General features: G+C 71.6%; 13 protein-coding genes and 1 pseudogene. 9 read left to right on the forward strand and 5 right to left on the reverse strand.

The features are described 5' to 3' along the window. The coding region (locus tag ACIY1X_RS18155) for a toxin-antitoxin system YwqK family antitoxin (protein ID WP_399683129.1) at positions 1-1124 on the forward strand (1124 nt) is incomplete at its 5' end. Between the two features lie 16 nt (positions 1125-1140). On the opposite strand, the gene ACIY1X_RS18160 is transcribed toward ACIY1X_RS18155, so the two are convergent. Continuing rightward, on the reverse strand, positions 1141-2277 hold the full coding sequence (locus ACIY1X_RS18160; RefSeq protein WP_399683132.1) for a PilT/PilU family type 4a pilus ATPase: 1137 nt from the start codon (positions 2275-2277) through the stop codon (positions 1141-1143). A 31-nt stretch (positions 2278-2308) separates the two neighbouring features. Beyond that, a complete protein-coding gene (locus ACIY1X_RS18165) occupies positions 2309-3352 on the reverse strand; it encodes a type IV pilus twitching motility protein PilT (RefSeq protein ID WP_399683134.1) in 1044 nt (347 codons plus the stop codon). An 81-nt stretch (positions 3353-3433) separates the two neighbouring features. Between ACIY1X_RS18165 and ACIY1X_RS18170 the strand changes: the two genes are divergently transcribed. The 4 genes from ACIY1X_RS18170 to ACIY1X_RS18185 all read left to right on the forward strand — a co-directional run bounded on the left by ACIY1X_RS18170 (position 3434) and on the right by ACIY1X_RS18185 (position 6993). Next, positions 3434-4120 carry a YggS family pyridoxal phosphate-dependent enzyme gene (locus tag ACIY1X_RS18170; RefSeq protein ID WP_399683136.1) on the forward strand — a complete coding sequence of 229 codons (687 nt, stop codon included), beginning with the start codon at positions 3434-3436 and terminating at the stop codon, positions 4118-4120. A 116-nt stretch (positions 4121-4236) separates the two neighbouring features. Further along, positions 4237-5517 (forward strand): Glu/Leu/Phe/Val dehydrogenase, encoded by a 1281-nt coding sequence (locus ACIY1X_RS18175; RefSeq protein WP_399683139.1) that lies wholly within the window; start codon positions 4237-4239, stop codon positions 5515-5517. 17 nt (positions 5518-5534) lie between these two features. Further along, on the forward strand, positions 5535-6176 hold the full coding sequence (locus ACIY1X_RS18180) for a nucleoside/nucleotide kinase family protein (protein WP_399683142.1): 642 nt from the start codon (positions 5535-5537) through the stop codon (positions 6174-6176). A gap of 103 nt (positions 6177-6279) precedes the next feature. Beyond that, positions 6280-6993, forward strand: a complete 714-nt coding sequence (locus tag ACIY1X_RS18185) for a DUF2242 domain-containing protein (protein ID WP_399683159.1) — start codon at positions 6280-6282, stop codon at positions 6991-6993. Positions 6994-7021: 28 nt separating this feature from the next. Here ACIY1X_RS18185 and ACIY1X_RS18190 read toward each other — a convergent pair. Further along, positions 7022-7369, reverse strand: a pseudogene (locus tag ACIY1X_RS18190) (response regulator); the annotation flags it as partial. An 81-nt stretch (positions 7370-7450) separates the two neighbouring features. Next, on the reverse strand, positions 7451-8359 hold the full coding sequence (gene rocF / locus ACIY1X_RS18195; protein WP_399683144.1) for an arginase: 909 nt from the start codon (positions 8357-8359) through the stop codon (positions 7451-7453). A 133-nt stretch (positions 8360-8492) separates the two neighbouring features. Between rocF and ACIY1X_RS18200 the strand changes: the two genes are divergently transcribed. The 4 genes from ACIY1X_RS18200 (at position 8493) to ACIY1X_RS18215 (ending at position 11096) form a co-directional block, all read left to right on the forward strand. Continuing rightward, the gene (locus ACIY1X_RS18200; RefSeq protein ID WP_399683147.1) at positions 8493-9023 is read left to right on the forward strand and encodes a hypothetical protein; all 531 of its coding nucleotides are present in this window, start codon (positions 8493-8495) and stop codon (positions 9021-9023) included. Positions 9024-9092: 69 nt separating this feature from the next. After that, positions 9093-9629 carry a phasin family protein gene (locus ACIY1X_RS18205; RefSeq protein ID WP_399683150.1) on the forward strand — a complete coding sequence of 179 codons (537 nt, stop codon included), beginning with the start codon at positions 9093-9095 and terminating at the stop codon, positions 9627-9629. Positions 9630-9646: 17 nt separating this feature from the next. Then, positions 9647-10279 (forward strand): TetR/AcrR family transcriptional regulator, encoded by a 633-nt coding sequence (locus ACIY1X_RS18210; protein ID WP_399683152.1) that lies wholly within the window; start codon positions 9647-9649, stop codon positions 10277-10279. 25 nt (positions 10280-10304) lie between these two features. Further along, on the forward strand, positions 10305-11096 hold the full coding sequence (locus ACIY1X_RS18215; RefSeq protein WP_399683155.1) for an esterase/lipase family protein: 792 nt from the start codon (positions 10305-10307) through the stop codon (positions 11094-11096). 52 nt (positions 11097-11148) lie between these two features. On the opposite strand, the gene ACIY1X_RS18220 is transcribed toward ACIY1X_RS18215, so the two are convergent. After that, positions 11149-12253 (reverse strand): branched-chain amino acid ABC transporter substrate-binding protein (locus ACIY1X_RS18220; protein ID WP_399683157.1); only part of this gene is annotated, 1105 nt, incomplete at its 5' end.

Raw genomic sequence — 12253 nt, forward strand, 5'->3', positions numbered from 1 at the left:
CCGGCCTGGCGGCCACGGCCCATGCGGTGCAGGACTGCGAGGTCGACGGCCGCAGCGTGAACCCGGCCAACGGCCACACCACCGCCGGCCTGAGCGGCCTGATGCGCTGCCGCGACCGCGACAGCGGCCAGATGCGCCGCGAGCAGGAGCTTCGCAACGGCGTGTTCATGGGCCTGGTGCGCTTCTACGAGCAGGGCAGGCTGCGCAAGGAGCACAGCGTCAACGAGAAGGGCAACATGGACGGCCGCGCACGCGAGTTCGATGCCGCCGGCAAGGTGGTGCGCGAGGCGACCTATGCCAACGGCCGCACGGTCGGGCTGGCGCGCAGCTTCTACCCCTCCGGGCAGCTGCGCCGCGTGTCCTTCCACGAAGAACCCGGCGGCGAGCGCGCGGTGGCCGAGTTCAACGAGCGCGGCCAGCTCACCGAGCTGCGCTGCGCCGATCGGCCGGTGCTGGCGCCCGCGGTGGACGACGCGAAGCTGTGCGGGCATGCGGGCGCGTCGCCCGCCGGCGTCGACCTGTTCGACAGCCGCGGCACGCTGCGCCAGCGGCTGGCCCTGCGGGCCGGCCAGCGCGTGCGCGCCGAGCGCTTCCATGACAACGGCCAGGTCGCGGCCCGGATGGCGCAGGAGGGCGACCGGCTCACCGAGCAGCAGTTCTCGCCCGAGGGCGTGAAGCGCCGGGAGCGCGAGGCGCAGGTGACGGAGCGCGGCAGCATCCGCCTGCGCGAGGCCGAGTTCTCGGAGCGCGGCACGCTGGTGCGCGAGCAGCGCTGGTCGCCCGGGGGCGAGCCGCTGGCCGAGGACAGCTACTACCTCAACGGCCAGCCGCGCCGCAAGGCGGTCTACGGCGGCAGCGGCGAGGCGCGCACGCTGGAGGTGACCGAGTTCTTCGACAACGGCCAGCGCGCGGCTGCGAGCCGCTACGCGCTCACCGGCCGCTACGGCCGGCAGGTGCCGGTGGGCGTCCACCAGCGCTTCAACGAGCAGGGCACGCTGGTGGCCGAGTCCAGCTACGACGATGCGGGCCGCCTGAAGCGCGAGCGCGGCTGGAGCGACGACGGCCGGCCGCTGCGCGACGACGAGGTGTTCGAGGACGGGTCGCGGCGGGCCTACGCCAGGTAGCAGCCCGGCCGGTCGGTCAAACGATCGTCATGTGCTCCGTGCCCGCCGCCAGGTCGGTGGTGCGGGCGCGCTGGCTCTGCAGCTTGATCTGCAGGCGCAGGTCGTTGGCCGAGTCGGCGTTGCGCAGGGCATCCTCGAAGGAGATGGTGTGCTGTTCGAACAGGTCGAACAGCGCCTGATCGAAGGTCTGCATGCCGAGGTTGCGGCTCTTCTTCATGATCTCCTTGATCTCGCCCACCTCGCCCTTGAAGATGAGGTCGGAGATCAGCGGCGTGTTCAGCAGGATCTCCACCGCGGCGGCGCGGCCGCGCCCGTCCTCGGTAGGGATCAGGCGCTGCGAGATCAGGCTGCGCAGGTTGAGCGACAGGTCCATCAGGAGCTGCATGCGCCGCTCCTCGGGGAAGAAGTTGATGACGCGGTCCAGCGCCTGGTTGGCGCTGTTGGCGTGCAGCGTGGCCATGCACAGGTGGCCGGTCTCGGCGAAGGCGATGGCGTTGTCCATCGTCTCGCGGTCGCGGATCTCGCCCATGAGGATGACGTCGGGCGCCTGGCGCAGCGTGTTCTTCAGCGCCGCTTCCCAGCTGTCGGTGTCGATGCCCACCTCGCGCTGCGTGACCACGCAGTTCTTGTGCGGGTGCACGAACTCGATCGGGTCCTCCACCGTGACGATGTGGCCCTGCGAGTGCTCGTTGCGCCAGTCGACCATGGCCGCCAGCGTGGTGGACTTGCCCGAGCCGGTGGCGCCGACCAGGATGACCAGGCCGCGCTTGGTCATGGCGATGTCCTTGAGCACCTGCGGCATGTTCAGGCCGTCGATGGTGGGGAGCTGCTGCGGGATGGTCCGCAGCACCATGCCCACGCGGCCCTGCTGCACGAAGGCGTTGACGCGGAAGCGCCCGATGCCCGAGGGCGAAATGGCGAAGTTGCACTCCTTGGTGCGCTCGAACTCGGCCGTCTGGCGGTCGTTCATGATGGAGCGCGTCAGCGCCAGCGTGTGCTGGCCCGAGAGGGCCTGCTGCGACACCTTGGTCACCTTGCCGTCGATCTTGATGGCGGGCGGGAAGTCGGCCGTGATGAACAGGTCGCTGCCGCCGCGGCTGACCATCAGCTTGAGCAGGTCGTTGATGAACTGGCTGGCTTGATCGCGTTCCATGTGCGTGCGCTCCGTCGAAAGGGCTGCGGGCTCAGCCCGGGAAGTTTTCCGGGATCTTGGCTTTGCCGCGCGCCTCGGCGGCGGAGATCAGGCCGCGCCGCACCAGGTCCGTCAGGCACTGGTCCAGCGTCTGCATGCCCTGGCCCTGGCCGGTCTGGATGGAGGAGTACATCTGCGCCACCTTGGCCTCGCGGATCAGGTTGCGGATGGCCGGGGTGCCCAGCATGATCTCGTGCGCCGCCACGCGGCCCGAGCCGTCCTTGGTCTTGCACAGGGTCTGCGAGATCACGGCCTGCAGCGACTCGGACAGCATGGCGCGGATCATCTCTTTTTCCTCGCCGGGGAAGACGTCGATGATCCGGTCGATGGTCTTGGCGGCGCTGGAGGTGTGCAGGGTGCCGAAGACCAGGTGGCCCGTCTCGGCCGCCGTCATCGCCAGGCGGATGGTCTCCAGGTCGCGCATTTCGCCGACGAGGATGGCGTCCGGGTCTTCGCGCAGCGCCGAGCGCAGCGCGTTGGCGAAGCTGAGCGTCATCGGCCCCACCTCGCGCTGGTTGATCAGGCACTTCTTGGATTCGTGCACGAACTCGATCGGGTCCTCCACCGTCAGGATGTGGCCGTACTCCGTCTCGTTCAGGTAGTTGATCATCGCGGCCAGCGTGGTCGACTTGCCCGAGCCGGTGGGGCCCGTGACGAGCACCAGCCCGCGCGGCTTGAGCGCCAGCTCGCCGAAGATCTTGGGCGCGTTGAGCTGCTCCAGCGTGAGGATCTTGCTCGGGATGGTCCGGAACACGGCCGCGGCGCCGCGGTTCTGGTTGAAGGCGTTGACCCGGAAGCGCGCCAGCCCCTCGATCTCGAAGGAGAAGTCCACTTCCAGGAACTCCTCGTAGTGCTTGCGCTGGGTGTCGCTCATGATGTCGTACACCATGGCGTGCACCGCCTTGTGGTCGAGCGCGTCGACGTTGATGCGCCGCACGTCGCCGTGCACGCGGATCATCGGCGGCAGGCCGGCCGAGAGGTGCAGGTCGGAAGCCTTGTTCTTGACGCTGAATGCCAGCAGCTGGGTGATGTCCACGCGAGTTCCTCGGTAGGGGGAAATCGTCCCCGGCAGGCGGGCGCCGCCGCACCGTGACGTTTTGAAACGCTTTGTAAGATTATGACGATGATTGCCGCCAACCTCCAACAAGTACGTGCTCGCATCGTGACGGCCTGCACGGCGGCGGGCCGGGATGCGGCGGGCGTGCAACTGCTGGCCGTGTCCAAGACCTTCGGGCCGGAGGCGGTGCGCGCCGCCCACGCCGCCGGCCAGCGCGCCTTCGGCGAGAACTACGTGCAGGAGGGCCTGGCCAAGATCGAGGCGCTGGCGGACCTGCGCGGCGAACTGGAATGGCACTGCATCGGCCCGCTGCAGAGCAACAAGACGCGGCCGGTGGCCGAGCACTTCGACTGGGTCCACAGCGTCGACCGGCTGAAGATCGCGCAGCGCCTGTCCGAGCAGCGGCCGGCGCACCTGCCGCCGCTCTCGGTCTGCCTGCAGGTGAACGTGGACGCAGGCGCCAACAAGTCCGGCGTGCCGCCCGGCGAGGCGCTGCCGCTGGCGCGGGCGGTGGCGGCGCTGCCCGGGCTGCGCCTGCGCGGGCTGATGGCGATCCCCGAGCCCGCTCCCGATTTCGAAGCGCAGCGGGCCCTGTTCCTGCGCGCCGCAGCCGTCTTCGACCAGCTTCGGGCGGCGGGCCTCACGCTGGACACCCTCTCGCTGGGCATGAGCGCCGACCTGGAGGCCGCCGTCGCCGCCGGCAGCACGATGGTGCGGGTGGGCACGGCGATCTTCGGGCGGCGCTGAGCGCGCGCCGGCCCTTGCGGCTCGCGCATACGATCCGCCGCGCCGCGCATACCCGCTGGCATCGCCGGCAGCCGAGGAATAAGGTAGCGGCCCATCCCAACTCCGCTCCCGCCGCCATGAGCCACCTCAGCGAACTCTCGTACGTCCATCCCTCGCCCACCAGCCCCTGGGGCACCTACCTGTCGCAGGTCGACCGGGTGGTGCCCTACCTGGGCAAGCTGGCGCGCTGGACCGAAACGCTCAAGCGCCCCAAGCGCGCGCTGATCGTGGACGTGCCGATCGAGATGGACAACGGCACCATCGCCCACTACGAGGGCTACCGCGTGCAGCACAACCTCAGCCGCGGTCCGGGCAAGGGCGGCGTGCGCTTCCACCCCGAGGTGACGCTGGAAGAGGTGATGGCCCTGTCGGCCTGGATGACCGTCAAGTGCGCGGCCGTCAACCTGCCCTACGGCGGCGCCAAGGGCGGCATCCGCGTCGACCCGAAGAAGCTCTCGCGCAACGAGCTGGAAAAAGTCACCCGCCGCTACACCAGCGAGATCGGCCTGATCATCGGCCCGCACTCCGACATCCCGGCGCCGGACGTGAACACCAACGGCCAGATCATGGCCTGGATGATGGACACCTACTCCATGAACGTGGGCGCCACCGCCACCGGCGTGGTCACCGGCAAGCCGATCCACCTGGGCGGCTCGCTCGGCCGCGTGAAGGCCACCGGGCGCGGCGTGTTCGTCACCGGCCGCGAGGCGGCGCGCCGCATGGGCCTGAAGCTGGAGGGCGCCCGCGTGGCGGTGCAGGGCTTCGGCAACGTGGGCTCGGTGGCGGCGGAGCTGTTCGCCGAGGCCGGCGCCAAGGTGGTGGCGGTGCAGGACCACACCGGCACGCTGGTCAACGAGAACGGCTTCGACATGAAGGCGCTGATCGCCTTCTCGCAGAAGGAAGGCGGCATCGCCGGCTTCAAGGACGGCGAGAAAGTGGACAACGACGCCTTCTGGGGCGTGAAGTGCGACATCCTGATCCCGGCCGCGCTGGAAGGCCAGATCACCGCCGCGCGCGCGCGCCAGCTGACGGCCAAGCTGGTGCTCGAGGGCGCCAACGGCCCGACGGTGCCGGAGGCGGACGACATCCTGGCGCAGCGCGGCGTGCTGGTGGTGCCCGACGTGATCTGCAACGCCGGCGGCGTGACGGTCTCGTACTTCGAGTGGGTGCAGGACTTCTCCAGCTTCTTCTGGACCGAGGACGAGATCAACCAGCGGCTGGACCGCATCATGGTCGGTGCCTTCGACCACATCTGGGCCAAGGGCGAGGAGCACAAGATCCCGCTGCGCACCGCCACCTACGCGGTGGCCTGCGAGCGCATCCTGATCGCCCGCGAGGAACGCGGCCTGTACCCCTGACAGGCATCATCGGGGGCATGGCCGACGCCGCCCCCGCCCTGCCCGCCGACACGCTGCGCCGCCTCGATGGCCTGATGGCCGCCGGGCGGCGCTTCCTTCTGGGCCTGGCCGGGCCGCCGGGCGCGGGCAAGTCGACGCTGGCCGCGGCGCTGGCGGCGCACTGCGGCGCGCGGGCGGTGGTGGTGCCGATGGACGGCTTCCATCTCGCGCAGGCCGAGCTGCAGCGGCTCGGCCGCGCCGGGCGCAAGGGCGCGCCCGACACCTTCGACGCGGCCGGCTACGCCGCGCTGCTGGCGCGGCTGCGGGCGCAGCGGCCGGGCGACCCGGCCGTCTACGCGCCGGCCTTCCGCCGCGAGATCGAGGAGCCGGTGGCCGGCGCCATCGCGGTCGAGGCCCACGTGCCGCTGGTCATCACCGAGGGCAACTACCTGCTGCTGGACGAGGGCGGCTGGGCCGGCGTGCGTCCGCTGCTGGACGCCTGCTGGTGGATCGAGGTGGACGACGCACTGCGCCGCGAGCGCCTGGTGGCGCGGCACCGGCGCTTCGGCCGCAGCGCCGAGGCGGCGCGCCGCTGGGTGGAGACGACCGACGAGCCCAACGCGCGGCGCATCGCCGCCGGCCGGACGCGCGCGGAGCACGTCTTCCACTGGCCCGGCTGAGGGCAGAATCGCCGACGCACCGCGGCCGGCGGGAACCTCCGGCCCGCGCTCTCCTCTCTCGAACGCCGCGCCGTGCGGCGTCTTCCCGCCCGCTTCCGTGTCCATGCACCGATCCGATCCGCCTCGTCCGCCGCTTCGCGCCCGGCGCCTGCCTCTCGCAGCCCTGCCGCTGCTGGCCGTGGTCCTCGCCGCCGGCTGCGCCGGCCCGGGGCCGCGCGCCCCGCGCTACGCGACGGAGGACTTCGCCACCACCACCACCCACACGCGCGACTACCCGGCCGCGTCGGCCGACACCTGCGAGGCGGCGCGCCGCGCCCTGCTGAGCCAGGGCTTCTTCATCTCCGCGGCGTCGGACGAGCAGCTCAGCGGCCGCAAGCAGTTCCAGCCGGCGGCCGAGGTGCACGTGGAGGTGGAGATGCGCGTCGTCTGCGCGCCCGCCGCGGCGGGCCGGCCGGGCTCCACCGCCTTCGCCACCGCCGTGCAGGATCGCTACGAACTGAAGAAGGTCAACAACTCCGCCAGCGTGGGCGTGGGCGCCATCGGCTCGCTGTCGCTGCCCTTCGCCGCCAGCAGCGACGCGCTGGTCAAGGTGGCCAGCGAGACGCTGACGGGCGACGACTTCTACGACCGCTTCTTCACGCTGATGGAACGCTATCTGCCCGCACCGCCGGCAGCGCCATCCGGCGCGGCAGGCCCGGTCGCCGCACCCGTGACCCGGGCGAAGCCGCCGCCGGCGCGCGAACTGGCACCAGCCGCTCCGGCAGCGACGCCGTCTCCTGCGGACGTGCCCGTACCGCCGACGGCGTCGCGAGGCTGACGGACACCAGCGCGTCGAGCGCCGCCGCCAGATCATCCCGGCCGAAGGGCTTGGCCAGCCAGCCCGTGCGGGCCGGCAGGCGCGCCGCGGGCCGGGGCAGGCCGGTGGCGAAGAGCACCCGCACGTCGCGTCCCCGGCGCAGGGTCTCGGCCAGGTCGAAGCCGGAGAGCGCCGGCAGGCGGACCTCGGTCATCACCAGGTCGAAGGCGCCGTCGAACCAGCGCGTGCAGGCCTGCTCCGCGCTGTCGACGCCGGTGGCCCAGTGCCCCAGCGCCGCCAGCATGTCGAGCGTGGCGCGCAGCTGCCGCCGGTCGTTGTCGACCACCAGCACGCGCAGGGAGCGGAAGAGCACGGGAGCAGCAGGGACGTCTGGCATGAGGCAGCCACTCTACGGCGCCGCACCGCCGCCGCGGCGACAGCCGTGGCGCCGACGCGTGTAGGAGAAAACGCCGGGCCGTCAGCGTGCCAGCGTCGACTTGCCGAACAGGCTCTCGATCAGCTCCACCGCCACCTCGGCGGTGCGGTTGCGCACGTCCAGCGCCGGGTTGATCTCGACTACGTCGAGCGAGGCCAGCCGGCCGGTGTCCGCGATCATCTCCATGCACAGCTGCATCTCGCGGTAGGTCGGGCCGCCGCGCACGCCGGTGCCCACGCCGGGGGCGTCGCCCGGGTCCAGGCAGTCGAGGTCGAAGCTCACGTGCAAGTGGGTGGCCTCGTCCACGTCCTGCAGCGCCTCCAGCATCGTGGTGCGCATGCCGTGCTCGTCGATGTGGCGCATGTCGAAGACCGCGAGGCCCAGGTCGCGGATGGCCTCGCGCTCCGCGGCGTCGACGCTGCGGATGCCGAGGAAGCGGACGGCGTCGGCGTCCAGCGCGCCGGGCGCGCCGCTCCAGCCGGTGAGCGCGGCCGGGCCGTGGCCCAGCAGGCAGGCCACCGGCATGCCGTGGATGTTGCCGCTGGGGCTGGTGGCCTCGGTGTTGACGTCGGCATGCGCGTCCAGCCACAGCACGCGCAACTGCTGCCCGCGGCGGCGCGCGTGCCAGGCCACGGCGCTGATGGAGCCGATGGCCAGGCAGTGGTCGCCCCCCATCAGCAGCGGCACCTCGCCGGCGCCCAGCGCGGCGTCCACCGCCTCGTAGACGGCACGGTTCCAGGCCACCACCTCGGGCAGGTGGCGCAGGCCGCCCTCGGGCGCCCGCCACGGCGTGGCGGGACCGGCCAGGTTGCCGGCATCGACCACCTTCAGGCCCTGCCGCGCCAGCACCTCGGGCAGGCCGGCCACGCGCAGCGCGTCGGGGCCCATGCCGGCGCCGCGCACGCTGGCGCCCACGTCGGTGGGCGCGCCGATGAGTCGCACGGTGTTCATCGCGGGCAGTGTACGGAGCATGCGCCTCGGATAGGGCAACCGCCCTAAGTTCCTGCACTTTCTGGCTTCACCGCCCCAGGGCTTTGGCCGGATGATCCATCCCATCCAGATCACCCTTCAGAGGAACACGAACATGACCACCACCACCGACACCTCCCTGCACGCCATCGCCATCGACGTGGTGGGCCAGTACAACGCCGCCGGCAAGCACCTGCTGGGCGCGTACCGCGCCGGCGCCCGCCGCCTGCTGGACGGCGCCGCCGCCCGCACGCCGGCCACCCCCGCCTTCGTCGGCGAGAAGATCGGCCAGCAAGTGGCCGAGGCGCAGGCGAAGTTCAACGGCTTCCTGGCCGACCGTCTCGACAAGGACACCGCCCTGGCCGCGCAGGTCATGGACATCGTGGCCGACCGCACGACCGGCGGCATCCAGGCCGTGGCCGACGCCGCCCAGCGCGTGACGGTCGAGCCCGGCGTGTCGCTGCTGAACACGCTGCGCGCGCTGCACCTGCCGCTGGCCCAGATCTCGCTGAAGGTGGCCGACAGCATCGCCACCGGCGCCGAGCAGCTGGCAGCCCGCGTGGCCGCCACGGCAGAATCGGCCGACGGCGCGACCACCGTGCGCGTGAAGTCGCAGCGCGCCCGCGCCGCCGCCGAGAAGGCCTGAGCCTTCTCCCGCCGGCCCGGCGCTGCATCCCGGGGCCGCCGCGCCCCTTGACGACGACTGGAGACTGCCATGGCCACCCGACGCTCCAACGCTCCCGCCGACGGCCAGCCGCCGCCGCGGCCCCGCCGGGGCGCGGCCCGCAAGGGGCCGGCACCGGCCCCGCAGGCACCGGCCGAGCGCGGCGAAGGAGAAGCGCAGCAGGGCGCCAGCCTGTGGCAGGCCGGCCTGAAGGCGCTGGACACGGTGCGGCAGGACGCCGCGCGCCGCCATGCCAGCGTCATCGAATCGCTGCTGGGCATCGCCCCGGTGCGGCGCGTGGTCGAGGAGGCCGCGGCGCCGCACGGCGTCTTTCCCGGCCTCGATCCTTTCGGCCTGCGCAAGTTCGAGGACGTGTTCGACCAGCGCGTGGCCGCCGCCCTCGAACGCCTGGGCATGCCCACGCGCGACGAGCTGCAGGCGCTGCGCGCCCAGCTCGACGCGGTGCTGGCGCAACTGGAACGCCTGGGCGCGGCGCCTCCCGCCGGCCCGCCCGCCGCGACGGCAGCGGGCAAGCCCGCGAAGGAGCCGCCCGCCGCCCGCCGCGCGCCCCGCACCACAGGCCGCTGACGCACGGGCATCATCGCGTGGCCGGACACCCCACCCGCGAGCGCATCCTGCAGGCCAGCCTGCAGTTGTTCAACGAACACGGGCTGGCCGCGGTCTCGACGCACCGCATCGCCGCCGAGACCGGCATCAGCGCCGGCAACCTGCACTACCACTTCAGCACCAAGCAGAAGATCGTCGAGTGGCTGCTGCGCCGCTTCGAGGAACGCATCGACACGCTCGACGCCTCGGCCGGCGGCATCGGCGCCATCGACGACCTGTGGCTGGCGCTGCACCTGCGCTTCGAAGCCATTCAGGCCTGGCGCTTCGTCTACCGCGACATGGGGCACCTGGCGCTGGAATACCCGCCGCTGGGCCAGCGCATCCGCGACCTCAACGGCCGCAGCCTGATGGCCATGCAGGCGCTGTGCGAGTCGCTGGCGGACGCGAGCGTGATCGACGCCACGCCCGAGCAGGCGCAGACGCTGGCGCTGCAGATCGTCTTCACCACCACCTGCTGGCTCGGCTTCGAGCAGATGGTGCCCGGCCCCGCCCAGCGTCCCCAAGGCGACACCGGATTGGCGGCGTACTACACGCTGACGCTGGTTTCTCCCTATGTTTCCCGCGAATCCAGGGCTTACCTTGACTACCTGCGAGCCAAGTACCTCGGCTGACCGCACCAACCCGGAGGAAAGAAGCATGTCGAATCCCTCGTCCACCGCCGCCGACCACCACGATCCGGTGGTGCCGCCCCCGTCGCACCTGCTCATGCTGGCCGAGGGCCGCGTGTTCTGGGAAGCGGGCGCCACCATCGCCATGTGGCCCTGGCTGCAGCTGGCGCCGCGCGGTGACGGCCACCCGGTGCTGGTGCTGCCCGGCCTGGTGGCCAGCGACGCCTCCACGCGCCTGCTGCGGCGCTACCTCAAGGGCCGCGGCTACGACGCGCACGGCTGGGGCCTGGGCCGCAACTTCGGCCCGCGCGAAGGCGTGGAGGCCGGCATGGAGCGCCTGCTGCACGAGCTGAACGAGCGCCACGGCCGCAAGGTCAGCCTGGTCGGCTGGAGCCTGGGCGGCATCTACGCCCGGATGCTGGCCAACAGGTACCCCGACCGCGTTCGCAACGTCGTCACCCTGGGCAGCCCGCTGCGCGGGCATGCGCAGTCCACCAACGCGTGGCGCGTCTACGAACTCGTCAGCGGCCGCAGCTCGCGCGACCCCGATCGCATGCGCATGGTGACCCCGCTGCCCGGGATGCCCACCACCTCCATCTTCAGCCGCAGCGACGGCGTGGTGGCCTGGCAGTGCAGCCTGAACGACCCCGGCCCGCAAGCCGAGAACATCGAGGTGCTGGCCAGCCACATCGGCCTGGGCGCGCACCCCGCCGTGCTCTATGCCCTGGCCGACCGCCTGGCCCAGCCCGAGGGCGGATGGGCGCCCTTCGACAGCAAGCTGCTGGGCCCGCTGGTGTACCCGGACCCGACGCGGGCCTGACGACGGAACGCAGAACGAAAAGGGCGCCTCGGGCGCCCTTTCTTTTGTGCCGTCACGGCCGCTGCATCTTGCACTCCGTCCCCTGCGCGATCTCGTTGCCTGTGTAGACCGCATCGGTGCGGAAGCCGTAGTTCGTCCCCTCGTAGCCGGCCTTCACCGCCTTGCCGTCCACCGGCGCGATGGTGTTGACCACCTGCGGCAGCAGCAACTGGTGGTCCTCGGCGCGCATGCGTACCGGGCCGACGACGGAGTCGTAGGTCAGGTCCTCCAGCGCGCGGGCCACCTTCGCCGCGTCGGTGCTGCCCGCCTTGTCGATGGCCGCCACCAGCAGGCGCGGCACCATGTCGATGCGCGGCGCGAGGAAGTCCTTGCCCGTCCTGGCCTTGTAGGCCTTGGCGAGCGCATCGACCTTCGGCGTGTCGGCCTGGCCCGGGTGCCACTCGGCCACCCAGGTCAGCTCGCCCAGCTTCGCCTGCGACACCGCCGTCACCGTGCCCGGCACCGAGCCGGCGCTGTGGTTGAAGTAGTGCAGGTTGTAGCCCGCGTCGCCGGCCGCCTTGAGCAGCAGCGTCATGTCCTGCCCCCAGTTGCCGGAGATCACCGAGTCCGCGCCGGCCGCCTTGATGCTGGCGACGTAGGGCGCGAAGTCCTTCACCCGGCCGATGGGGTGGAAGGTCTCGCCGACAAACTGCACGTCCGGCCGCGCCAGCCCCACCATCTGCTTGCCGTAGGCGGCCCACTGGCGGCCGTGCGCGTAGTCCTGGTTGAGCAGGTAGACCTTCTTCACCTGCGGCGTCTTCTTGACGTAGTTGGCGATGGCCTTCATCTTCATCGCCGTGTTGGCCTCGGTCTGGAAGTGCCAGAAGCTGCAGGCCTTGCCGGTCAGTTCCGGGTCGATGGAGGAGTGGTTCATCACCAGGATTTCCTTGCCCGGGTTGCGCTGGTTCCAGCGGTTGACGGCCTGCACCAGCGCCGTCACCACCGACGAGCCCGAGCCGCCGGTGACGATGGCACGGGCCCCCTGGTCGATGGCGGCCTGCAGCGCGCTCTGGCTCTCCTGCGCCGAGAGCTTGCTGTCGAACTGCAGCAGTTGCAGCTTGGTGCCCTTGAGCGCGCCGCCCTTGGCGTTGACGTCCTCCACCGCGTACTGCACGTGC

It is taken from the genome of Xenophilus sp. (assembly GCF_044462705.1).
GTDB lineage: Bacteria > Pseudomonadota > Gammaproteobacteria > Burkholderiales > Burkholderiaceae_C > Xenophilus > Xenophilus azovorans.